The sequence below is a fragment of the Streptomyces sp. NPDC052043 genome (assembly GCF_044548235.1).
GTDB lineage: Bacteria > Actinomycetota > Actinomycetes > Streptomycetales > Streptomycetaceae > Streptomyces.
The window spans coordinates 793,554-815,613 of sequence record NZ_JBIUBT010000001.1 but is presented as its reverse complement, the minus strand read 5'-3'; the positions used below and the strand labels follow the sequence as shown (position 1 = coordinate 815,613).

Here is a 22,060-nt window from a genome sequence, read left to right as displayed (position 1 = left end):
ACTCATGGACACACTCCTCGCGATCCGGGCGCGCGGGACGACCAAGTGTTTCGGCGATGTCGTCGCGCTCGACGGCGTCGATCTGAACGTGGAGCGGGGAAAGATCCACGGCTTGGTCGGGCCCAACGGCGCCGGCAAGACCACCCTGCTCGGCCTCCTGCTGGGCCTGGCCGTCGCCGACAGCGGGTCCCTCGAGATCCTGGGGACGCCGGCCGGGCGGGCGCTCGCCGCTCCCGACGGTGTCGCCGGGTTCGTGGACGGGCCCGGTCTCTACCCCTCGCTCACCGCACGGCAGAACCTCGCCGCGCTGGCCGCTCTGCGCGGTCTCGACACGCGAACGGCGGGGATCGACGACATGCTCGACCAGGTCGGGCTCACCGATGTCGCCGACGACCCGGCCCGCGGCTTCTCCCTCGGGATGCGGCAGCGGCTGGGACTCGCCGCGGCCCTGCTCACGAAGCCCCGGCTGCTCGTCCTCGACGAACCCGCCAACGGCCTCGACCCGGCCGGCAAGAACCACGTGCACGGTGTCCTCACCCGGCTCGCGGCGGACGGCACCTGCGTCGTGCTGTCGAGCCACCGCATGGAGGACCTGGAGGCGCTGTGCTCCGAGGTCACCATCCTCGCCACCGGACGGGTCGTCTTCTCCGGCCCGCTGGGCAAGCTGGCCGCCGAGAACCGTGAACTCGACTACCGGCTGCTCACCTCCGACCCGCGGGCGGCCCGTCGGCTGGCCGACGGCACGGCCGGGGTACGCGTCGTCGACGACGCCGGAACGCGGCACGGCGCCGAGACGCTCGTCGTCCGCGCACCGGTGCCCGCTCTCGACGAACTGGTGGCACGACTCGTGGGCGCGGGCATCGCGTTGCGCGAACTCGCCCCCGTCGTGTCGCCGTTGGAGGCCGCGTTCCTCGCCCTCACCGAGCAGCGGGAGGCCGGCCGATGACCGCGACCGCCACGCACGAGCACACCGCCGGCACCCACCACGTCCCGGTGACCCGCGCCTACCGCTTCGAACTGGTCAAGCTGGTCTCGCAGTGGCGGATCCGCCTGCTGGTCCTCGCCTGCTGGATCGTGCCGGCGCTCTTCGTCGCCGCGGTGAGCCTCCAGAGCACGCTCCCCTCCGACACCCTCTTCGGCCGCTGGATGCACGCCACCGGGTGGGCCGGACCGCTGGTGATGCTCGGTTTCGCGGGCACCTGGGCGCTCCCGCTGCTGACCTCGGTGGTCGCCGGCGACGTGTTCGCCTTCGAGGACCGGCTCGGCACCTGGCGCCACCTGCTGGTGGCGGTCCGCTCGCCCCGGCGGATCTTCGCGTCGAAGGCGCTGGCCGGCCTCACCGTCATCCTGCTGCTCGTGGCCGGACTGGCCTGTTCCAGCACGGTCGGCGGCGTCCTCGCGGTCGGCAACCAGCCGTTGGTCGGCCTCGACGGCCATCTGCTGACGCCGGGGAACGCCGCGGGCAAGGTCCTCCTCGCCTGGCTCTGCGTCCTCGCCCCCACCCTGGCTCTCGCCGCGATCGGACTGCTCGGGTCGGTCGCGCTGGGCCGGTCCCCGATGGGGCTGCTGCTGCCCGCGCTCGCCGCGCTCGCGATGCAGCTCGCCCAGATGCTGCCGCTGCCCGTCGCCGTACGCCTCGCCCTGCCCGGCTACGCCTTCATCGCCTGGAACGGCCTGTTCACCAGCCCGGCACAGCTCGGCCCGCTGCTGATCGGCATCGTGGTGGGCCTGGTATGGGCGGTGGCCGCCACGACCCTGGCGTATCTGCTCTTCCTGCGGCGCGACTTCACCAACCCGGCCTACGACGGCTCCGGGCGGCGCGCGATCACCACCGGACTCCTGCCGCTGGCCGGGCTGACCGCCCTCACGGTCGCGGTCGTCGCCGTGGCGACACCCTCGACGGGATCCGGAATCGAGCAGGCCAAGGTGCAGCGGTCGGTCGCCACGGCGTTCGCGCACCTGTACCGCCTGCAGACCGAGCAGCTCAACCGCCCGGCCGTCACCGAGGCGCAGCTGCGGGTCACGGCGGCGTGCGACAAGGGCGGCGGCCAGCTCGCCGCACGGGGGCCGGGCAACGACTGGCGCTGCGTCGTCACCTGGCATCTGCCCGGCGTCGAGGCCCCGGGCACGGCCATCTACCAGCTCGACGTCACCGCGGACGGCCGGTTCGTGGCCGACGGCGACGGACCGAAGGAAGTGAACGGCTACTTCCTGGTGCGGACCCCGACCGGGGACACACCGAACCCGCTCTGGCAGTTCGACGGCAACGTCCAGCTGCTCAGGACCACTTCGAAGGGATGATCCATGCAGGTGACTCGGCGCCGTCGGCAGGTCGAGAAGGAGCAGGTCAGTCTGTTCGGCAGACATTTCAACCGCCGGACCTCGCTGGTGACGGCGTGCATCGCCACCGCGGCGCTGGTCGTCTCCGGCACGGCTTTCGCCGACACGCACCAGTTCGGCACCCAGCAGGTCGGCCAGACGACCGACCAGGGCCTGGTCGTCTCCAGCGACCAGTACATCGCCCCGTACGGTGACCGCCTCGTCATCAACGACGGCAAGATCATGTCGTCCTCGGTCAGTCCGGACGGTACCCACGTCGCGGCCTCGGTCACCGACGGTGGAGTGGCGCTCGCCGTCGTGGACCTGAAGAACTGGAAGGTGCAGCAGCTCGTCGGCAACAACGCGGCGGCGGACCTGCGCATCAGTGGCAACGACGTGGGCCAGGAAGGCCCCACGTACTCGCCCGACGGTTCGCAGCTGTGGCTGGGCCAGACCGACGGCTACACCAGGTTCACGGTACGGCCGGACGGCACCGTCGCGGACCCGACGTTCATCAAGATCCCGGCGGACGGGTCCAAGCACGCGCTGGTGGGCGCGGCGGTGTTCTCGCCCGACGGCTCCACCGTGTACTCCGCGGTCAACGGCCAGAACCGGGTGGTCGCCATCAATGCGGCAACCGGGGCCATCGAGCAGAGCTGGACCGTGGGCAACGCCCCGCGTGGCATGGTCCAGGTCGGCACCAAGCTCTACGTCAGCAACGAGGGCGGGCGGCCGGCGAAGCCCGGCGACACCACGATCAACTCGTACGGCACCCAGGTGCCCGCCAACCCGAAGACCGGTGCCACCACCACCGGCACGGTCAGCGTCATCGACCTGGCGGCCCCGGCTGCCGCAGTCGGGAGCATCGACGTCGGTCTGCACCCGACCACCATGTACGCCACGAAGGGGGCGGTGTTCGTCACCAACACCGCCACCAACGACGTGTCGGTCATCGACACGCGCCGCGACAAGGTCGTGCAGACCATCGCGACCCAGCCGTGGCCGGAGGCGTCGGTGGGCTACCACCCCAACGCGGTGACGCTCACCGACGACGGTCATCTGCTGGTGACGCTCGGCGGCGCCAACGCGGTCGCCGTCTACCGGTACAAGACCCCGCAGGAGCCGGTCAGCTACGTCGGCCTGCTCCCGACGGACTACTTCCCCGCGGAGATCGCCACCGTCGGCAACGAGGTGGTGGTCTCCAACACCCGTGGTATCGACGCCCGCCGTCCCACCAACAGCGCCGGGCACGGCACCCACGACACGACGTCGAGCGTGCAGCGGTTCACGCTGCCGTCCGACAAGGTCGTCAAGTCCGAGACGCCCAAGATCTTCGAACGGAACGGCTGGACCAAGAACTCGGTCAAGCTGGCCCAGGGCAAGGGCCTGGGCCGGACTCCGGTGCCGGTCCCGGAGAAGCTCGGCGATCCCTCGACGATCAAGCACGTGTTCATGATCGTCAAGGAGAACCGGACCTACGACCAGGTCTTCGGTGACATCCCGCAGGGCAACGGCGACCCGTCGCTGACGCAGTTCGGCGAGAACGTGACGCCGAACCAGCACGCACTGGCCAAGCAGTTCGGGCTGTACGACAACACGTACGACATCGGCACCAACTCGGCCGAGGGTCACAACTGGCTGATGCAGTCCGACAACCCGGAGTACACCGAGTCCTCGGCCGGTGAGTACGCGCGCAGCTACGACACCGAGGACGACGCCCTCGGCCACCAGCGGACCGGCTTCCTCTGGACCGGCGCGCAGGCGGCGGGCAAGTCCGTTCGGAACTTCGGCGAGTTCCACCAGTTCCTGACCAAGCCGGCGGACGCGACCTGGCAGAACCTGTACTGCGACAGCAAGAACATGGAGGCGACCGGTCAGGACACCGCCTACACCCTGAACTCCTCCTCGCCGATCCCGTCGCTCAACGCCGTGTCGGTGCCCGGCTTCCCGAAGTACGACCTCAGCGTCCCGGACGTCTACCGGGCCCAGATCTGGAAGCGTGACTTCAAGAAGAACGGGCCGGCCAACCTGAACATGTTCTGGCTCTCCAGCGACCACACCGGTGGTCCGGCGAGCGCGGCGGCTCAGGTCGCGGACAACGACCTCGCGGTCGGCAAGATCGTCGACACGATCTCGCACAGCAAGTACTGGAAGGACTCGGCGATCTTCGTTGTCGAGGACGACTCCCAGGCCGGCCTCGACCACGTCGACGGCCACCGTGCCCCGATCCAGATCATCAGCCCCTGGGCCCAGCACGGCACCGTCGACAGCCGTTACTACTCGCAGATCACGATGATCCGCACCATCGAGCAGATCCTCGGGATCCACCCGATGAACCAGAGGGACAGCGCGGCCAGCCCGATGGCGGGGGCGTTCACCCAGACGCCGGACTTCACGCCGTTCACCACCCTGCCCAACCGGACCCCGCTGACCGATGGTGTGAAGACCGCGCCTTCCTGCGGCCTGGACACCCCGGCGCCGCAGAACCCCAAGGCGGCGGCCGTGCCGTCGGCAACGGTGCCGGCGGCCCAGCAGGCGGTCGCGGCGAAGTGGGAGAACTGGAAGTCGAAGCAGCGGCTGACCGGGCCCAACGCCAAGCCCGACTTCGCGAACCCGGCTCAGATGAACCACTTCACCTGGTACGAGACGCACCAGTGGAGCAAGCCGTACCCCGGCGAGAAGAAGATCTTCGCGCCGGACGACGTGCCGGGCGCGTACATCCCGTCGCCGGAGTCGGACGGCTGACGGCTGACGGCTGACGGCTGCCTGAGCATGTGAAGAGCCCCTGACCGGCGTCACCGCCGGCCAGGGGCTCTCTCGGCTCGGGCGCCGGGCCTCCCCTTTCACCCCTTCGGGAGGCAGCCGCCCAGCAGGGCCTCGGTGTCGGTGAGGGCGGCGGTCAGGGCCCCCGGCCTCGGTGCGAGTCCCGCCACGATGTCGTCGACCGCGCGCAGGCCCGCGCGGTCGATCAGCCCCTTGTCGTTGGTGGTCCACTCCCCCCGTGCGGCCAGCACCGCGTGGGCGGTCTGGGTCGCGGCGAGGGCGATGGCGCCGGCGACCTGGGTGAGGTCGCCCTTGGGGGCATGACCGGCCTTCGCGTAGGCCAGGGTGGCGGTGGCCAGGCCGTACCAGTGGTCGGGCGCCGAACGCCGAAGGGCGGGCGGATAGCCGGCGGGGCGGGGCAGCTCGCCGCGCAGCACCCGGTTGACGGCGAGCTCCGCGACGACCAGATAGCTGGGGATCCCCGCGAGATGGAACAGCAGCGGCTCCACACGGAACCGCCCTTCCTCCGCCTCCGCGCACTCGTGCTCCACCACGTCCAGGTCGCGGTAGTGCACGTCGACACGCCGCCCGTCGATGATCAGCCAGGCACCTCCGTTGAACACGCCCCCGCCCCATGCCCCGATCCCGGACACCTCGCCCTCCCAGCCGACGGCCCGCAGATCGGCGGGGTCGAAGCGGCCCCGGTAGTAGACGGCCAGGTCCCAGTCGCTGTCGGGCCGGTGGGTGCCCTGAGCACGAGATCCGCCGAGAGCCACCGCGCGGACTCCGGGAAGGGCGGCCAAGCGGTCGGCGGTGGAGTCGAGGAACGAGGAATCACACGTCACCGTCCCTGACTACGCCGACCGGCACCGCGGCGCCAGCGAATTTCCGCTTGCGGCCCGCGGCGAGGACCTGAGGCCCCTGACCGCTAATTCGGCTGCGCCACAGGGGGGCGAGCGCGCATGATCGGGAAGTTGGCCGTGCCCGTGCCTGTGTCCGTTCCCGTGCCCGTCTCCGTTCCCGTATCCGTTCTCGTTCAGGAGCTCGTCGTGATCCGTCGTGTCACCGCCCCCGGCCTCTTCGCGCCACCCGCCTACTCCCACGCCTGCGTCGTCGAGGCCGGGACGAGGCTGGCGTTCCTGGCCGGATCCGTGCCCCTGGACGCCCGGGGGGAACTGATCGGTGCGGGGGATCCCGTACGCCAGGCGGAGCAGGTGATCGCCAATCTCACCGAGCAACTGCGTGAGGTCGGCAGCGACTTGGCACATGTTCTGGCGACCGACGTGTACGTCGTCAGCAGCGATCCCGCTGTGCTCTCCGCGGTCTGGGAGGTCGTCGAGGCGTCCGGACTCAGCACGGGACCGCACGCGTCGACGCTGCTCGGGGTCGCCTGCCTCGGGTACAAGGGGCAGCTGGTGGAGATCACGGCGACGGCGGTGGTGCCGGAGGCGGAGGAAGGGGCACGGGACGCGAGTGCGGTGAGCGGTGTCGTGCTGCGGCGGGCCGGTGAGGCGGACGCGGGGGCCGCCGCCGACGTGTGGCTGCGGTCCTTCGCCGCCGCGCTGCCGGGGGTCGTGAGACCGCACTCCGACGACGCGGTGCGCACCTGGTTCCGGGAGGTGGTGGTACCGCGGCTGGAGACCTGGGTCGCCGAGGCCGACGACGGCAGCGGCGTCGTCGGCGTCATGGTGCTCGACGACGACGTGCTGGAGCAGCTGTACCTCGCCCCGGACTGGCGCGGACGCGGCCTGGGCGACCGTTTCGTCGCCCTCGCCAAGGAGCGCAGGCCGGAGGGACTGTCCCTGTGGACCTTCCAGGTCAACCGGCCCGCGCACCGCTTCTACGAGCGCCACGGCTTCGTGCCCGTCGAGTACACCGACGGCGGCAAGAACGAGGAACGGGAGCCGGACGTGCGGTACGTGTGGCGGCCGTGAGATCGGACGGACGCTAGCGCCGGGCGTACGTGTCCGTCGCCGCCACCAGGGCCTCCACCACGCCCGGTGCTCCCGAGTCGTGCCCTGCCTCGTCCACGACGGTCAACTCGCTGTCCGGCCAGGCCCGGTGGAGGCGCCACGGGGTGCCGAGGAGGTTGCCGAAGTCGAGGCTGCCCTGGACGAGGGTGCCGGGAATGCCCTCGAGCCTGTGGGCGTCGCGCAGCACCACGCCCTCGTCGTTGCCCTCGCCGAGGAAGTGGTCGTTGCCGAAGTAGTGCGTGACCGTACGGGCGAAGCCCATGCGGAACGCGGGGTCCTCGTAGCGCGCGACGGAACGGGGCGGAGCGGGGATGGTCGCCGTCTCCCAGTCGGTCCAGGCGCGCGCGGCCCGCTCGCGCACCGCCGGGTCGGGCGACTCGATCAGCCGGTTGAAGGCGGCCGCGAGGTTTCCGGTGCGGTCCGGCTCGGGCAGTTCGGCGAGGAAGCGCTCGAAGTCCTCGGGGAAGATCCTCCCCAGGCCGCGGGTCAGCAGGGTCACCTCGGGGTTGGACCCGGTCGCGATCCCCGCCAGCACCAGCTCGGAGACCACGCCCGGGTGTGTCTGCGCGTAACGCAGCGCCAGCACCGCTCCCCACGAGGCGCCCCACACCAGCCACCGCTCGACGCCCAGGTGCCGCCGCAGCAGCTCCAGGTCGGCCATCAGGTGCTCGGTCGTGTTGACGCTCATGTCGGTGCCGTACACGCTCGCGTGCGGTGTGGAACGGCCACAGCCGCGCTGGTCGAGCAGCACGATCCGGTACGCGGCGGGGTCGCAGTAGCGCCGGTGGCCCGGTGCGCACCCGGAGCCCGGCCCGCCGTGCAGCATCACCGCCGGCTTGCCGCGGGGGTTGCCGCAGACCTCCCAGTACACGCGGTTGCCGTCGCCGACGTCGAGCATGCCCTGGTCGTACGGTTCGATCACCGGATACAGGCTCATCGGGGCACCGTAACGGGCCTACGGGGTCCGCGTCGCCTCGTTTTCGCAGGTGACCGGGGACGGCCCCGTCGGCGCCGCCACCGGGAGCCCCGCCGCTCGTGCCGCCGTCCGCAGGACGTCCCGGAGCATGTCGGGGGTGAGTCTGCCGGTGAAGGTGTTGCGCTGGCTGACGTGGAAGCAGCCGAAGAGGTCGAGGCCGTCGAGGGACACCCGGGTGCCGTGGGCGAAGGGCGGGCGGGGGCGGGGTACGGGCCAGCCGGCTTCGGTGAAGGCCGGCAGGGCCGCCTGCCAGCCGAAGGCGCCCAGGACGACCGCCGCGCGGAGGGTGGGGCGCAGCAGCGTCAGTTCCTGGACCAGCCAGGGACGGCAGGTGTCGCGCTCGCCGGGGGTGGGTTTGTTGGCGGGGGGCGCGCAGTGCACGGGGGAGGTGACACGCACCCCGTACAGCTCCAGGCCGTCGTCGGCGGAGGTGGAGGTGGGCTGGGAGGCGAGGCCCAGCTCGTACAGGGCCTCGTACAGCACGTCGCCTGAGCGGTCGCCGGTGAACATACGGCCGGTGCGGTTGCCGCCGTGCGCCGCCGGGGCCAGTCCGACGATCAGCAGGCGGGCGTCCGCCGGTCCGAAGCCCGGCACCGGGCGGCCCCAGTACGTCCAGTCGGCGAACGCGGGCCGCTTGGTGCGGGCCACCTCCTCCCGCCAGGCGACCAGCCGCGGGCAGGCCCGGCAGCCGACGATCCGCTCTTCGAGGGCGGCAAGGCTGCTGGGGTCCATGGCTCCACGGTAATTGCCTCCGGGCCGGAGCGGTCGTGCCGCTAAGGTCGGACGCATGGCTTCGCAGGACGACCGAGACGTGGATCCGAAGACGGCCGCCGCTGTCGCCGCCTCCGAGGCGGCCGGGCCGGCGAGCGGGGAGACGGTGCGGATCGACAGCTGGATCTGGGCCGTCCGGCTGGTCAAGACCCGCTCCATGGGCGCCACCGCGTGCCGGGGCGGGCATGTCCGGGTGAACGGGGAGCGGGTGAAACCCGCCTACTCGGTGCGCGTCGGCGACGAGGTGCGGCTGAGGCATGAGGGCCGCGAGCGGATCGTCGTCGTCAAGCGGCTGATCCGCAAGCGTGTGGGCGCCCCCGTCGCCGTGCAGTGCTACGTCGACAACTCCCCGCCGCCCCCGCCCCGCGAGGCCGTCGCCCCGATCGGCATCCGCGACCGCGGCACCGGCCGCCCGACCAAGCGCGACCGCCGCGAGCTGGAACGCCTGCGGGACCTGGGCGGGCCGGGTGGTGCCGCGGGCAGCCCGGGGGACCGTCCCAGGGGGCGGTGACGCCGGTCCGGCGCCGGCCGGTCCGGGCTGCCGCGCCCGTCACACCTGCCGCCGCACCAGCCGCAACAGCTGTGCGTTGCGGTCCCGCCGCGCCCAGGCGATGAGAGCCAGCGGCACGATCAGGACGACCGGGGTCGCCGCGTTCTGCCCGTCGAAGACGGTCAGCTGCACGCTGAACGCGCCCACCATCAGCGCGCTCAGCGCCACCGCCGACACCGACTGGAGCACCGGGACCAGCAGCGCCACGCCCCCGGCCAGCTCCAGCACCCCGATGCTGTACATGCCCGTCCTGCCCCAGCCCATCTCGTCGAAGATCTCGACCGCTGACGGATGCGCGATGAGCTTGGGCAGCGCGCTGGCGAACACGAAGAACAGTCCGAGCAGCACCTGTACGACCCGCAGCGCGACACGGGCGGCCCGGCGGCCGGAGGCGGGCGATTCGGCGGCGACGGGCGCCGGGAGGGACGTGGTGGGCGCGACGGGTGCGGTGGGCTCGGACATGTGGATCTCCCTGCGGGGCGATGAGGCACGGCAGTCGTGCCGTGTGCTTGCGCAGGGGTAGACCGGTCCGCGCCCGGGAACTCATCGCTGTCCGGGCTCCGTCAAGGACGCTCCTTCCGGGCCTCCGGCACCGCCCGCACCCAGGTCCCGTCCTCGGTCAGGCACCTGTCCACCCTCAGGCCCGCCTCCGCCAGTGCCTCCTCGAACTGCTCCTCGGTCAGCGGCCGGGACCGGAAGGTCTGGGTCCAGGTCGCGTCCGGGAACACGTACTCCGCGCGCACCCTGTTCACCCCGTCCCCGACCGGCTCCGCGGACAGGATCCGCACCGTGAAACCCGTCGGGTCCGCACTTCCCCGGCCTTCGCCCGGGGGGACCCCCGTCTCCCTTCGCTCGCGCGGCACATTGACGTGGTAGTCGGCGCCCTCCCGCTGGATCAGTACGCAGCCGCCCTCCGCGACATGGCGGGCGCAGGTGCGCAGCAGCCCTCGCCGTACCTCCGGGTCGCCCGAGTGCACCAGGAACGACGCGAGCATCACGACGTCGAAGGTCTCGCCCATGTCCAGCCGCTCGATGGGACTGCATATGGTCCGCGCCCCGCGCACCCGCTCCAGCATGTCCGCTGACTCGTCCACCGCCGTGACGGTGAAGCCGCGCTCCAGCAGCGGATGGGTCACGCGGCCGACACCGCAGCCCAGCTCCAGGATGTGCGCGCCCGCGGGTACCGCCGCGGCGATGACGTCCGGCTCGCTTCCCACGGGCAGCCGCGCGTACAGCTCCACCGCACAGCCGTCCGGTGTGATCGCTCCCGGTCCCGTCCCCTGATGGCCTTCACGCATTCTCAGTTCCATGCCCGAACAACGGCCCATCTCCGCACGGCCGTTCCCCTCCCGGCGTAGTTCACCCGTCCGAGTGAGGCCAGGCACGGCTTTGGTCTGTGGGCCGGGCGAGAGTACGTTGCAAGTAGGGAGTGGAGATCGGCGATGCGTACAGGCAGTGAACCGGCGACCGCGCGCAGTGCTCTGCGGGCGCGGTTCTGGCTGAGCCTGTGGGGACTGGTCTGGGCGGGCTTCGGCACGGTGGTGTTCGTGCTGGTCGGACGGCCCGGCTGGGCGACGGCCTGCGCGGTGCTGTGGCTGGTGATGGCCGTCGACTTCCTGTTGGTCGTCCGGCATCTGCGGCAGGGCCCGCACTACCAGCCGGGGCGGAACATACCGCCGTACTGGCCGCCGGACGACCGGCGGCGGCGGTAGCCACCGCAGGCGGTGGCCGACGGCGGAGACAGTCGTCCGGGTCGACCATCCCCGTCGCCTCGGACGGACGTGCCGCGGGCGGACGTCAGGTGTCGAACCGGGCCCGTTGCAGGTACTCCGGGTTCGGATCCAGCGCGGCGGCCAGCCGGAAGTGGCGTCTGGCCCGGTCGGGGTGGCCCTGCCGCTCGTAGGTGCGGGCGAGCGCGAAGTGCGCGTACGCGTTGTCCGGTTCACGCTCCAGCACGATGGTGAACTCCAGCTCCGCGGGGCGGAGCTGGGCGGCGGCGAAGAAGGCGCGGGCGCGCAGCAGCCGGGCCGAGGTGTTCTCGGGATGGGCGGCTATGACCCGGTCGAGCAGCTTGACCGCGCCCCGCGGGTCCCGCGCGGCGAGCAGCTTCTCCGCGGCGCGGTAGTCGATGACGTGGGTCTCCGGTGTACGTTCGGGCACGACTGCTTCCTTCCCTCGCCGCACTGGTTCAACGCCCCCGGGGCCGGGCGGCCCCTGTTCCTGGAGCCTCGACCCCCGGAACCCCTGCTCCCGGGCCCCTACTCCCGGAATCCCTCCTCCTGGGACCCCTGCTCCCGGTGTGCCTGGCGGGACGTGTGTGCCCTGCGGACCAGCTCCGCCCAGACCTCCCGCACCCGCCGCTCGAGCCGCTCCAACGGTACGTCGTTGTCGATGACGATGTCCGCGATCTCCAGACGCTTGTCACGGGTCGCCTGCGCGGCCATGCGCGCGCGTGCGTCCTCCTCGGTCATCCCGCGCAGCCGCAGGAGCCGGTCGAGCTGGGTCGCCGGGCTCGCGTCCACGACGATCACGAGGTCGTAGAGCGGGGCCAGGCAGTTCTCCGTGAGAAGCGGGACGTCATGGACCACGACGGCGTCCTCGGCCGCGGCCTCCTCCAGCTCGCGGGAGCGGGCGCCCACCAGGGGGTGCACGATCGAGTTCAGGACGGCCAGTTTCCCGGAGTCGGCGAAGACGATGGAGCCCAGCCCGGGCCGGTCCAGGCTTCCGTCCTCCGCCAGCACCTGAGGGCCGAAGGCATCGACGACCGCGGCGAGTCCGGGCGTGCCCGGTGCGACGACCTCGCGCGCGATGCGGTCGGCGTCGATCAGCACGGCCCCGCACTCCACGAGCAGCCGCGACACCTCGCTCTTACCGGCACCGATGCCCCCGGTGAGGCCCACTTTCAGCATGAGCGGCAGCTTAGGCCCTGTCTCCGGCGGCCCGCCCGGCGGGAGGGCGTCGCCTCACGCCCTACGACGCCGGCTCGGGCCCGGCCCCCGGCGGTCGGAGGTCAGTTCTCGCCCTCCCGCTCCGCCAGGAAGCGTTCGAACTCACGGCCGATCTCGTCCGCCGACGGGATCTCGACGGGCTCGGCGAGCATGTTGCCCCGGGTCTCCGCGCCGGCTGCGGCGTCGTACTGGTGCTCGAGTCCCTGGACGAGGGAGGTGAGTTCCTCGTCGCCCTCGCGGATCTGCCGGTCGATCTCGGTCTGGGTGCGGTGGGCCTCGTTGCGCAGGGAGTGGGCGACGCTCGGCAGGACGAGCCCGGTGGCCGAGGTGACGGCCTCCAGGGCCGTCAGCGCCGCGTCCGGGTACGCGGAGCGCGCGATGTAGTGCGGCACGTGCGCGGCCACGCCCAGCACGTCGTGCCCGGCCTCCATCAGGCGGTACTCAAGGAGCCCCTCCGCGCTGCCCGGCACCTGCGCCTCCTCGAAGGGGCTGCGGTGGCCCGGTACCAGGTCGCTGCGGTTGCCGTGCGGGGTCAGACCCACCGGGCGGGTGTGCGGGACGCCCATGGGGATGCCGTGGAAGTTCACCGACAGGCGTACGCCGAGACGCTCGACGATCTGCCGTACGGCCGCCGCGAAACGCTCCCATTCCACGTCGGGCTCGGGCCCGGACAGCAGCAGGAACGGGGCGCCGGTGGCGTCCTGAACGAGACGCACCTCGATGCCCGGTACCTCGTACGCGGTCCAGCGGTCCCGCTGGAACGTCAGCAGCGGACGGCGGGCGCGGTAGTCGACGAGCCGGTCGTGGTCGAAACGCGCCACGACCTGGTGGGGCTGCGAGTCCAGCAGCCGCTCGACGATCTGGTCGCCGGTCTCCCCCGCGTCGATGTATCCGTCGAAGTGGTAGAGCAGGACAAGACCGGCCGACTCCTGGGCGAGCGCCATGTCGACGACGGCCAGACCCTTCGGCTCCCATGCGTACAAACCCTGCGGATCAAGCACTGTGTGACCGCCCCTCCTCGTGTTCGTAGGTGCACAACGAGATGTGGGACGTTCGCATTCCCGGCCGGCTGCAAGGAGGCCGCGCGAGGCGCTCCGAAACAGCCCGAAGGGCCGCACCCATTCCGGGTGCGGCCCTTCAAGTCAACGGCTGAGCCTCAGCGGCTGGGCCCCTGTGGGGGAACTCAGCTCTGGCCGCCGGCCAGCTTCTCGCGGAGCGCGGCCAGCGCCTCGTCCGACGCCAGGGCGCCGGAGTTGTCGCCACCCTCGGAGGAGTACGAACCGCCGGACGCGGCCGGAGCGGCGGCCTCGCCACCCTCGGCGGCGGCAGCGGCGTCCGCCTCGCGGGACTTGATGACCTGCTGCTGGTGCTGCTCGAAGCGGGACTGCGCCTCGGCGTACTGGCGCTCCCACTCCTCGCGCTGCTTCTCGTAGCCCTCGAGCCAGTCGTTGGTCTCGGGGTCGAAGCCCTCGGGGTAGATGTAGTTGCCCTGGTCGTCGTAGGACGCGGCCATGCCGTACAGGGTCGGGTCGAACTCGACCGCCGACGGGTCGGCACCGAAGGACTCGTTGGCCTGCTTCAGCGAGAGGCTGATGCGGCGACGCTCGAGGTCGATGTCGATGACCTTGACGAAGATCTCGTCGTTGACCTGGACGACCTGCTCCGGGATCTCCACGTGGCGCTCGGCCAGCTCGGAGATGTGGACCAGACCCTCGATGCCCTCGTCCACGCGGACGAACGCACCGAACGGAACCAGCTTCGTGACCTTGCCGGGCACGACCTGGCCGATCTGGTGGGTGCGGGCGAACTGCTGCCACGGGTCTTCCTGGGTCGCCTTCAGCGACAGGGAGACGCGCTCGCGGTCCATGTCGACGTCGAGGACCTCGACGGTGACCTCCTGGCCCACCTCGACGACCTCGGACGGGTGGTCGATGTGCTTCCAGGACAGCTCGGAGACGTGGACCAGACCGTCGACGCCACCCAGGTCCACGAAGGCACCGAAGTTGACGATCGAGGAGACCACACCGGAACGGACCTGACCCTTCTGGAGGGTCGTGAGGAACGTCTGGCGGACCTCGGACTGGGTCTGCTCCAGCCAGGCACGGCGGGACAGGACCACGTTGTTGCGGTTCTTGTCCAGCTCGATGATCTTGGCCTCGAGCTCCTTGCCGACGTACGGCTGGAGGTCGCGGACACGGCGCATCTCGACGAGGGAGGCCGGCAGGAAGCCACGGAGGCCGATGTCGAGGATGAGACCACCCTTGACGACCTCGATGACGGTACCGGTGACGATGCCGTCCTCTTCCTTGATCTTCTCGATGGTGCCCCAGGCACGCTCGTACTGGGCGCGCTTCTTCGAGAGGATCAGGCGGCCTTCCTTGTCCTCCTTCTGGAGGACCAGGGCCTCGATCTCGTCGCCGACGGCCACGACCTCGTTCGGGTCGACGTCGTGCTTGATCGAGAGCTCGCGGCTCGGGATGACACCTTCGGTCTTGTAACCGATGTCGAGCAGGACCTCGTCCCGGTCGACCTTCACGATGACGCCGTCGACGATGTCGCCGTCGTTGAAGTACTTGATCGTCTCGTCGATCGCGGCGAGGAAGGCTTCCTCGTTACCGATGTCGTTGACCGCTACCTGCGGGGTGGTGGCGGTGGTCTCGGTGCTGCTCGTCATGTGGGAAAGGGCTCCGGTACGGACATTGAAGTCGTAGGTACTGCATTACGCCGGGAGCCCGTTTCGCTCTGCAGAAGCCGGACAGCCAAGGAAGCGCCACACAAAACCGCTGGTGGCGCCTCGAGAACCGAGGGGACATACAACAGATGCGAGCGCAGCCTGCTCCGTCTGAGGCGCGCAGGCCCGCAGCGCAACTTGTAGCATACGGGGGCAGCCGGGCAGGGTCAATGCGCGAAGTCGCACAGCCGGGGCGGATCGCCCCATATCCGGCGGAAAACCCGTCTCCCGAGGACACGCCGCCCCGGGCGAGTCCCCCGCGGTGACACCACCGGGACCGGTCGGACGGGAGAGCCCGCAGATTAGTACGAGGGAGCCGATCATCCAAGAGCCAGCATCGTCCGAACAGTTCGAACCGGCCGAGCCCGAGGCCACCCGGCGCGAGGCCGGCGCCACGGAGAGTTCCCGGGCCAACCGGGGCTGGTGGGACCGCAACGCGGACGAGTACCAGATCGAGCACGGCACGTTCCTCGGCGACGACCGCTTCGTGTGGGGCCCCGAGGGTCTCGACGAGGTGGAGGCGGGGCTGCTCGGCGATCCCGAGGACCTCAAGGACAAGGACGTCCTGGAGATCGGCGCCGGCGCGGCGCAGTGCGCGCGCTGGCTGGCCGAGCAGGGGGCGCGCCCGGTCGCCCTGGACCTGTCGCACCGCCAGCTCCAGCACGCGCTGCGCATCGGCGGGGCGTTCCCGCTGGTGTGCGCCGACGCGGGCGCGCTGCCGTTCGCGGACGGCTCCTTCGACCTGGCGTGCTCGGCGTACGGGGCGCTGCCGTTCGTCGCCGACCCGCGCGCGGTGCTGCGGGAGGTGCGCCGGGTGCTGCGGCCCGGCGGGCGGTTCGTGTTCTCGGTGACGCACCCGATCCGCTGGGCGTTCCCGGACGAGCCCGGCCCGGAGGGACTGTCGGTGGCCGCCTCCTACTTCGACCGCACGCCGTACGTCGAGCAGGACGAGGACGGCCGCGCGGTGTACGTCGAGCACCACCGGACCGTCGGCGACCGGGTGCGCGACGTGGTGGCGTCGGGCCTGCGGCTGGTGGACCTGGTCGAGCCGGAGTGGCCGGCCTGGAACACGTCCGAGTGGGGCGGCTGGTCCCCGCTGCGCGGGAGCCTGATCCCGGGGACGGCGATCTTCGTCTGCGTACGGGACTGAGTGCGGGACCGAGTGACCGGGTGCGGGAGTACACCGAGTGACCGGGTGCGGGAGTACGGGGGCTGAGCACGTGATCCGTCACGACGAGCTGGGCGGGCTGCCGGTGCGCGACGCGCTGCCGGCCCTTTCCGAGGCCCTGGACGGTCACGGGACCGCGGTACTGGTGGCGCCGCCCGGCACCGGCAAGACCACGCTGGTGCCATTGGCGCTGGCCGGGCTGCTGGGCGAGGGGCCCGCGCGACGGATGGTCGTGGCCGAGCCGCGGCGGATCGCCGCGCGCGCCGCGGCCCGGCGGATGGCGTGGCTGCTGGGCGAGAAGGTCGGCGGGAGCGTCGGCTACACCGTGCGCGGGGAGCGTGTCGTCGGGCGCCACGCGCGCGTGGAGGTCGTCACGACCGGTGTGCTGCTCCAGCGGCTGCAGCGGGACCAGGAACTGGCGGGCGTCGACGTGGTGGTGCTCGACGAGTGCCACGAGCGGCATCTGGACGCGGACACGGTGGCGGCGTTCCTGTGGGACGTGCGCGAGGCGCTGCGGCCGGAGCTGCGTCTGGTGGCCGCCTCGGCCACCACGGACGCGCGCGTGTGGGCGGAGCTGCTGGGCGGGGCGCCGGTGGTCGAGGCGCACGGCGTGGCGCATCCGGTGGAGGTGGTGTGGGCGCCTCCCGTCCGGGCGGTGCGCCCGCCGCACGGGATGCGGGTGGACCCCGCACTGCTGTCGCACGTGGCGTCGGTGGTGCGGCGGGCACTGGCCGAGCGCGCGGGGGACGTGCTGTGCTTCCTGCCGGGCGTGGGCGAGATCGGGCGGGTCGCCGGTCTGCTGGGGGATCTCCGGGACGTGGACGTGCTCCAGGTGCACGGGCGGGCGCCGGCGGACGCGCAGGACGCGGTGCTGGTGCCGGGGCAGCGGCGCCGGGTGGTCCTCGCGACCTCGGTCGCCGAGTCATCGCTGACGGTGCCCGGGGTGCGGGTGGTCGTCGACGCGGGGCTCGCGCGCGAGCCCCGAGTGGACCACGCGCGCGGGCTGAGCGCGCTGACGACGATACGGGCCTCGCGGGCCTCCGGGCGGCAGCGGGCGGGGCGTGCCGGACGCGAGGCGCCGGGCGCGGTGTACCGGTGCTGGGCTCAGGCCGAGGAGGCGCGTCTGCCCGCCTTTCCCGCGCCGGAGATCAAGGTGGCCGATCTGACGGCGTTCGCCCTTCAGACGGCCTGCTGGGGCGATCCGGACGCCTCCGGGCTCGCGTTGCCGGACCCGCCGCCGGGCGGGGCGATGGCGGCGGCGCGGGAGGTGCTGACGGCCGTGGGCGCCGTCGACTCCGCCGGGCGTGCCACGGACCGGGGGCGGTCGCTGGCGCGGCTGGGGGTGCACCCACGGCTGGGGAGGGCCCTGCTCGACGCGTCCGCCGGCGGCGGGGGCGAGCGGGTCGCGGAGGTCGTCGCACTGCTGAGTGAGGAGCTGCCGCGGGAGTACGGGGACGATCTCGCCGCGGCCTTGCGCGGTGCCCGCCGCGGCGGTGACGCGTACGCGACGCGGTGGCGGGCGGAGGTCCGGCGGCTGCGGGCCGCCGTGTCGGGGGTCTCCCGCGGATCCGCCCGGTCCGCGTCCGCCCTCTCACGGACGGACCGCGAGGTGGATGCGGTGGGTCCGGAGCGTCCGGAGGGTTCGGAGGGTTCGGAGGAGGAAACCGCGGCGACACCACAGACCGGCGCCGCGGCCGGAAGCCGGGCCCGGCCGGGGGCCGCTGGGGACGCGGGTCCTGTCGGGCTCGTCGCCGCTCTTGCCTTTCCGGAGCGGGTGGCCCGGCTCGACGGTGGCTCGTATCTCATGGTCTCCGGGACCCGGGCGGAGCTCACGGACGGGTCCCCGTTGTGGGGCGCACCCTGGATCGCCGTCGCCGTGGCCGACCGGCCGGTGGGCAGGCGGCACGCGCGCGTGCGGCTCGCCGCGGCGGTCGACGAGGACGTCGCCCGGTACGCGGCCGGGGCACTCCGCACGGAACAGGACGAGGTGCGCTGGGGCGACGGGGACGTGGTCGCGCGGCGGGTCGAGCGGCTGGGGACCGTGGAGCTGGCGGTGCGGCCCCTGGCGAACGCCGAACCCGGCCTCGTACGGGCGGCGCTGCTCGACGGGCTGCGGCAGGAGGACTTCGGGCTGCTGCGCTGGTCGGAGGACGCGGGCGTACTGCGGCAGCGGCTCGCCTTCCTGCGCCGGCACCTCGGGGAGCCCTGGCCCGACGTGTCCGACGACGCGCTGCACGCGCGCGTGGACGAGTGGCTGGAGCCGGAGCTGGAGCGGGCCCGACGGCGCGCGGACCTGGCACGGATCGACGCCGGGCAGGCGCTCGCCCGGCTGCTGCCCTGGGCCTCCGGTGACGCCGTCCGGCTGGACGAGCTGGCCCCGGAACGGCTCACGGTGCCCAGCGGATCCCGGATCCGGGTCGACTACACGGACCCCGAACGGCCCGTGCTCGCCGTGAAGCTCCAGGAGATGTTCGGCCTGGACGACTCGCCCAAGGTCGCCGGGGTCCCGGTCCTGGTGCACCTGCTGTCCCCTGCCGGGCGCCCCGCCGCCGTCACCGCCGACCTCGCCTCGTTCTGGAGGAGCGGCTACCGGGACGTACGGGCGGAGCTGCGCGGGCGGTATCCGAAGCACCCCTGGCCCGAGGACCCGGCGTCCGCGGAGCCGACCCGGCACACCAACGCCCGGCTCCGGCGCTGACCGGTGCGGCAGCCCGTTCGGCTTCCGTCCTCTCGGCGGGGTCGGGCGGGCGGCCGGGACGGACGAGGGCGCCCCTCCGCCGTGGCGGAGGGGCGCCCTCGTGGTGTCGTCCGTGCCGGTGCCGGCGTTACGAGGATGCCGACGGACCGGCCGACGGCTCGGCCGAGGTGTCGGTCGAGGTGTCGGCCGCCGCCACCTTCAGCTCCACGGTCAGCGTCGCTCCGCCGGCGGTGGTGATGCGCAGCAGGAACGTGCCGGTGGTGTCGTCCGCGTACAGCTTCGGCAGGGTCAGCAGGCCGTCGGCGCCCGTCCGAAGGCCCTTCAGGGTGCGTACGGGGTTGCCGTCGGCGTCCTTGAAGTAGGGGCCCTTGTCGTTCTCGGCGGGGTCGTCGGCCGACTTGATCAGGGTGGCGGTGGCCGCGACCCGGTCCGCGACGGCGCCCTTGTAGGTGGCCTTGACCTCGACCCGGTCGGCGAACTCGCCGCCCGGGGTGCAGACCAGCGCGGTGTCGGCGGTGCGGGTGAGGGCGTCGGCGGCGCGCTCGGTGACCGTGGCCGTGTAGCCGACCCCGGGGAGCATACGGCCGACGACCGCGGCCTGGACGGTGAAGTCGCCCGTCTCCTCGCCCGCCCGGAGCGCGGGTGCGACGGCCACGCCGGAGGCGTCGGTGGCGACGACGGCGACGTTCTCGCCGCCGGTGAAGGCCGCGTCGGTGTCGCCGGTGATCGTGAACCGGATCCGTACCTGGCCCACGGCCGCGCCGTCCTTGGTCACGGCACGGGTGCTGATCCTCTCCGTGAACGCGTCGCCGGCCATGGCGGTGAGCTTGCCCGTGCCCGCGTCCTGGAGGTGGTGCACGGTGTCGGTCGCGGTGGGCGGCGTGGTGGGCGTGCCCGGGGTGGACGGCGAAGTCGGGTCGGCCGGCTTGGCCGGAGTCGAGGAGCCGCCGCCCTGCCGGCCGGGCACGGCGGGCTTCCCGGAGCTGCCGGAGCCCCCGGTGCCGCCGGTGCCGCCGGAACGGCCGGGCTTGGAGGGCGCCTGCGAAGTGGACGGCTGCGGCGTCGGACCGGGGTTCGCCCCGGGGGTGTCGTCGCTGCGCCGGGACGGCAGGGGGCCGGTCCCGTCCGGGACCGAGTGGGTGCCGTCCTTGCGGTAGAACTCCAGCCACTTCAGGACCGTGTTCAGGTAGTCCGTCGAGTTGTTGTAGCTGAGGATCGCGCTCCGGAGGTCGCCGGCGGTGGACAAGTCCCAGCCGTTGCGGCACAGGTAGTGGCCGGCGGCGAGGGCGGCGTCGTAGACGTTGTTGGGGTCCTTCTTGCCGTCGCCGTTGCCGTCGCGGCCCGCCCAGGCCCAGGTGGAGGGGATGAACTGCATGGGGCCGACCGCGCGGTCGTACCTGCTGTCGCCGTCGTACAGGCCGTGGTCGGTGTCGCTGATGTGGGCGAAGCCGTTGCCGTCGAGCACCGGGCCGAGAATCGGGGTCACCGTGGTGCCGTCGGCGCCGACGTCGCCGCCGCGGGCGTGTCCGGACTCGACCTTGCCGATGGCGGCGAGGAGTTGCCAGGGCAGGTTGCAGCCCGGCTTGGACGTGCGCAGCTCCGCCTCGGCCTTCTTGTAGGCGTCGAGCACGGTGGCGGGTATGCCGGCTTCGGCGGGGCCCTTGGAGATCGGGGTGCCGATGACGGGCGCCGGACCGGGGCTGTCGAGGGGCGGCAGGTCCGTGTAGTAGAACGAGTCACCGGTGGCGCTGCCGTCGGGCTGGGGCGTCGCCTCGGCGGCGGACTGTCTGCCGCGGTCGTCCACGGTGACGCCGGGAGCCTGCGAGGCGGACAGAGCCGCGACCGCCGCTGCGGCCACGGCCGTGGTTGCCGCTCCCTTGCGCAGCCTGCTGCCGAAATGCGCCGCCATAGAGTGAGCCCCTCCCGTGGACGCCCGAGCGTCCGTCCCTGTCTGTCCGGTCCGTTCGTCTGTCCGTTCGCCTGTTGTGACGATCGACCCGTGTGACTGGTTGTGCTCACGGAGCCGCACGGTTGACGGTCGAGGTGACCCTACGACAACTTCCTTCGCATCGGGACCCGTTCACGTCCGATTTTCACCGGTTGGCCACGACTGATTAACGGGGGTGCCCGCCGGCGTGCCGCACATACTGGACGGCGGTGGTCACACGGGCCGGCCGGCCCCGTCGACGAGCGCCAGGAGGAGCCCCGTTGCCGTTCACTCTGAGCCATGCGGCGGCCGTACTGCCCGCGGTGCGCGGCGACGGCACCGGGCGGGGCCGGCTGGTGCCGTCGGTGCTCGTGGCGGGTTCCTTCGCGCCCGATCTGACCTATTACACGGCGGGTGTTGTGCCCGGGGCGATGGAGTTCGGCGCCGTCACGCACTCGTTCACCGGGGTCTTCACCCTCGATGTGCTCATGGCCTGGCTGCTGGTCGCGGTGTGGCTGCTGCTGCGCGAACCGCTCGTCGCCCTGCTGCCGCGCGCGCGGCAGAGGCGGACGGCGGCACTGACGCGGTGCGGGACACCCTGGACGCGACCGCGCCCGGCGTCGGTGCCGTGGTGGTACGCCTCCGCCGCGCTCGGCGCGCTGACGCACGTGGTGTGGGACGCGTTCACCCACCACGACCGGTGGGGGATGCGGCTGTTCCCGGTGCTGGGGCGGCAGTTGGCCGGGGCACCCGTCCACTGGTACCTGCAGTACGGCGGCTCGGCGGTGGCCGCGGTCGTGATCGCCGGGTTCCTGCTGTACGCGCTGCGGCGGACCCCGGCGGACGAGCCGGTGGGGGTCCCCGAGTTGTCGGTACGGGACCGGCGGCGCGCCTGCGCCGTGATCACGGTCTGCGCGGTCGCCGGCGCCGTGCAGCGGACCTGGCGATGGTGGACGGGCCGGGGGTCGACGACCGCCTACTGGGAGCTGGTTCCGACGCTGTGCTTCGGCGCGGGCGCGGGCCTCGCCGTGGGCCTGCTCCTGTACGCCCTGGACCTCAGGCTCCGACGCGGTGCCGGGCCTCCGCGCGGCGGGGACGGCGTGACGGAGCCGGTCGGATCGGCCGGGTCAGCCGGATGAGCCGGATGAGCCGGATCGGCCGGTTCAGGCCACGAGGGGGACGGCGCCGGTGCCTCCGGCGGTCCGGGCGGCGGGAGGGGCGCGGCCCCGGCAGGCC

Annotated in this window: 19 protein-coding genes and 1 pseudogene; 10 read left to right on the top strand and 10 right to left on the bottom strand. The window is 72.4% G+C overall.

Going from position 1 to position 22,060, the window contains the following annotated elements; all coding sequences use genetic code 11:
• Positions 1–4 precede the first annotated feature (4 nt).
• From ACIHCX_RS03880 to ACIHCX_RS03870, 3 genes are read left to right on the top strand one after another with little or no spacing between them, the layout of a single operon-like run.
• Positions 5–946 (top strand): ABC transporter ATP-binding protein, encoded by a 942-nt coding sequence (locus ACIHCX_RS03880; RefSeq protein WP_400026263.1) that lies wholly within the window; start codon positions 5–7, stop codon positions 944–946.
• Entirely contained in the window at positions 943–2,301 is a 1,359-nt protein-coding gene (locus ACIHCX_RS03875) for an ABC transporter permease (RefSeq protein ID WP_400026261.1), read from the top strand. Before ACIHCX_RS03880 ends, ACIHCX_RS03875 begins: the two co-directional genes overlap by 4 nt.
• A 3-nt stretch (positions 2,302–2,304) precedes the next feature.
• Positions 2,305–5,064 (top strand): alkaline phosphatase family protein, encoded by a 2,760-nt coding sequence (locus tag ACIHCX_RS03870; RefSeq protein WP_400026259.1) that lies wholly within the window; start codon positions 2,305–2,307, stop codon positions 5,062–5,064.
• Between the two features lie 98 nt (positions 5,065–5,162).
• On the opposite strand, the gene ACIHCX_RS03865 is transcribed toward ACIHCX_RS03870, so the two are convergent.
• Positions 5,163–5,927, bottom strand: a complete 765-nt coding sequence (locus tag ACIHCX_RS03865; RefSeq protein WP_400026257.1) for a nucleotidyltransferase domain-containing protein — start codon at positions 5,925–5,927, stop codon at positions 5,163–5,165.
• A gap of 117 nt (positions 5,928–6,044) precedes the next feature.
• Between ACIHCX_RS03865 and ACIHCX_RS03860 the strand changes: the two are divergent.
• Together ACIHCX_RS03860 and ACIHCX_RS03855 are read left to right on the top strand one after the other, a co-directional pair.
• Positions 6,045–6,464 (top strand): annotated as a pseudogene (locus tag ACIHCX_RS03860) (RidA family protein); the annotation flags it as partial.
• A 96-nt stretch (positions 6,465–6,560) separates the two neighbouring features.
• Positions 6,561–7,016 (top strand): GNAT family N-acetyltransferase, encoded by a 456-nt coding sequence (locus tag ACIHCX_RS03855; protein WP_400026603.1) that lies wholly within the window; start codon positions 6,561–6,563, stop codon positions 7,014–7,016.
• Positions 7,017–7,029: 13 nt separating this feature from the next.
• Here the strand turns inward: ACIHCX_RS03855 and pip are convergent, their stop codons facing one another.
• Both pip and ACIHCX_RS03845 read right to left on the bottom strand, forming a co-directional pair.
• The gene (gene pip / locus ACIHCX_RS03850; protein WP_400026255.1) at positions 7,030–7,992 is read right to left on the bottom strand and encodes a prolyl aminopeptidase; all 963 of its coding nucleotides are present in this window, start codon (positions 7,990–7,992) and stop codon (positions 7,030–7,032) included.
• Positions 7,993–8,010: 18 nt separating this feature from the next.
• Positions 8,011–8,763, bottom strand: a complete 753-nt coding sequence (locus tag ACIHCX_RS03845; RefSeq protein ID WP_400026253.1) for a uracil-DNA glycosylase — start codon at positions 8,761–8,763, stop codon at positions 8,011–8,013.
• 55 nt (positions 8,764–8,818) lie between these two features.
• Between ACIHCX_RS03845 and ACIHCX_RS03840 the strand changes: the two genes are divergently transcribed.
• Positions 8,819–9,313: an RNA-binding S4 domain-containing protein gene (locus tag ACIHCX_RS03840; protein WP_400026252.1), complete on the top strand. Its 495-nt coding sequence runs from the start codon at positions 8,819–8,821 to the stop codon at positions 9,311–9,313.
• A gap of 39 nt (positions 9,314–9,352) precedes the next feature.
• Here ACIHCX_RS03840 and ACIHCX_RS03835 read toward each other — a convergent pair whose 3' ends face one another.
• Positions 9,353–9,814: a DoxX family protein gene (locus ACIHCX_RS03835; protein ID WP_400026250.1), complete on the bottom strand. Its 462-nt coding sequence runs from the start codon at positions 9,812–9,814 to the stop codon at positions 9,353–9,355.
• 101 nt (positions 9,815–9,915) lie between these two features.
• Positions 9,916–10,650 (bottom strand): class I SAM-dependent methyltransferase, encoded by a 735-nt coding sequence (locus tag ACIHCX_RS03830; protein WP_400026248.1) that lies wholly within the window; start codon positions 10,648–10,650, stop codon positions 9,916–9,918.
• 144 nt (positions 10,651–10,794) lie between these two features.
• Between ACIHCX_RS03830 and ACIHCX_RS03825 the strand changes: the two genes are divergently transcribed.
• Positions 10,795–11,064 carry a DUF6343 family protein gene (locus ACIHCX_RS03825; RefSeq protein ID WP_400026246.1) on the top strand — a complete coding sequence of 90 codons (270 nt, stop codon included), beginning with the start codon at positions 10,795–10,797 and terminating at the stop codon, positions 11,062–11,064.
• Between the two features lie 85 nt (positions 11,065–11,149).
• Here ACIHCX_RS03825 and ACIHCX_RS03820 read toward each other — a convergent pair whose 3' ends face one another.
• The 4 genes from ACIHCX_RS03820 to rpsA all read right to left on the bottom strand — a co-directional run bounded on the left by ACIHCX_RS03820 (position 11,150) and on the right by rpsA (position 14,974).
• Positions 11,150–11,512: a tetratricopeptide repeat protein gene (locus ACIHCX_RS03820; protein ID WP_400026244.1), complete on the bottom strand. Its 363-nt coding sequence runs from the start codon at positions 11,510–11,512 to the stop codon at positions 11,150–11,152.
• 98 nt (positions 11,513–11,610) lie between these two features.
• Positions 11,611–12,261 carry a dephospho-CoA kinase gene (gene coaE / locus ACIHCX_RS03815; protein WP_400026243.1) on the bottom strand — a complete coding sequence of 217 codons (651 nt, stop codon included), beginning with the start codon at positions 12,259–12,261 and terminating at the stop codon, positions 11,611–11,613.
• Between the two features lie 101 nt (positions 12,262–12,362).
• Complete coding sequence (locus ACIHCX_RS03810; RefSeq protein WP_400026241.1) at positions 12,363–13,301, bottom strand: PAC2 family protein; 939 nt, start codon at positions 13,299–13,301, stop codon at positions 12,363–12,365.
• A gap of 182 nt (positions 13,302–13,483) precedes the next feature.
• Entirely contained in the window at positions 13,484–14,974 is a 1,491-nt protein-coding gene (rpsA, locus tag ACIHCX_RS03805) for a 30S ribosomal protein S1 (protein ID WP_225074198.1), read from the bottom strand.
• A 319-nt stretch (positions 14,975–15,293) separates the two neighbouring features.
• Here rpsA and ACIHCX_RS03800 point away from each other — a divergent pair, with 319 nt between their 5' ends.
• A complete protein-coding gene (locus tag ACIHCX_RS03800) occupies positions 15,294–16,181 on the top strand; it encodes a class I SAM-dependent methyltransferase (protein WP_400026239.1) in 888 nt (295 codons plus the stop codon).
• 70 nt (positions 16,182–16,251) lie between these two features.
• Complete coding sequence (locus tag ACIHCX_RS03795) at positions 16,252–18,897, top strand: ATP-dependent RNA helicase (RefSeq protein ID WP_400026237.1); 2,646 nt, start codon at positions 16,252–16,254, stop codon at positions 18,895–18,897.
• A 127-nt stretch (positions 18,898–19,024) separates the two neighbouring features.
• Here ACIHCX_RS03795 and ACIHCX_RS03790 read toward each other — a convergent pair whose 3' ends face one another.
• Positions 19,025–20,806: a lytic transglycosylase domain-containing protein gene (locus ACIHCX_RS03790; protein WP_400026235.1), complete on the bottom strand. Its 1,782-nt coding sequence runs from the start codon at positions 20,804–20,806 to the stop codon at positions 19,025–19,027.
• A gap of 299 nt (positions 20,807–21,105) precedes the next feature.
• On the opposite strand from ACIHCX_RS03790, the gene ACIHCX_RS03785 reads away from it, so the two are divergent.
• A complete protein-coding gene (locus tag ACIHCX_RS03785; RefSeq protein WP_400026233.1) occupies positions 21,106–21,963 on the top strand; it encodes a DUF4184 family protein in 858 nt (285 codons plus the stop codon).
• Positions 21,964–22,060: the final 97 nt, after the last annotated feature.

Excerpts from the sequence above, each read along its gene's own strand:
- ACIHCX_RS03880 (WP_400026263.1), top strand. The coding sequence starts at position 5 with ATGGACACACTCCTCGCGATCCGGGCGCGCGGGACGACCAAGTGTTTC.
- ACIHCX_RS03830 (WP_400026248.1), bottom strand. The coding sequence starts at position 10,650 with ATGCGTGAAGGCCATCAGGGGACGGGACCGGGAGCGATCACACCGGAC.
- ACIHCX_RS03840 (WP_400026252.1), top strand. The coding sequence starts at position 8,819 with ATGGCTTCGCAGGACGACCGAGACGTGGATCCGAAGACGGCCGCCGCT.
- ACIHCX_RS03835 (WP_400026250.1), bottom strand. The coding sequence starts at position 9,814 with ATGTCCGAGCCCACCGCACCCGTCGCGCCCACCACGTCCCTCCCGGCG.
- pip (WP_400026255.1), bottom strand. The coding sequence starts at position 7,992 with ATGAGCCTGTATCCGGTGATCGAACCGTACGACCAGGGCATGCTCGAC.
- rpsA (WP_225074198.1), bottom strand. The coding sequence starts at position 14,974 with ATGACGAGCAGCACCGAGACCACCGCCACCACCCCGCAGGTAGCGGTC.
- coaE (WP_400026243.1), bottom strand. The coding sequence starts at position 12,261 with ATGCTGAAAGTGGGCCTCACCGGGGGCATCGGTGCCGGTAAGAGCGAG.
- ACIHCX_RS03845 (WP_400026253.1), bottom strand. The coding sequence starts at position 8,763 with ATGGACCCCAGCAGCCTTGCCGCCCTCGAAGAGCGGATCGTCGGCTGC.
- ACIHCX_RS03870 (WP_400026259.1), top strand. The coding sequence starts at position 2,305 with ATGCAGGTGACTCGGCGCCGTCGGCAGGTCGAGAAGGAGCAGGTCAGT.
- ACIHCX_RS03875 (WP_400026261.1), top strand. The coding sequence starts at position 943 with ATGACCGCGACCGCCACGCACGAGCACACCGCCGGCACCCACCACGTC.
- ACIHCX_RS03790 (WP_400026235.1), bottom strand. The coding sequence starts at position 20,806 with ATGGCGGCGCATTTCGGCAGCAGGCTGCGCAAGGGAGCGGCAACCACG.
- ACIHCX_RS03825 (WP_400026246.1), top strand. The coding sequence starts at position 10,795 with ATGCGTACAGGCAGTGAACCGGCGACCGCGCGCAGTGCTCTGCGGGCG.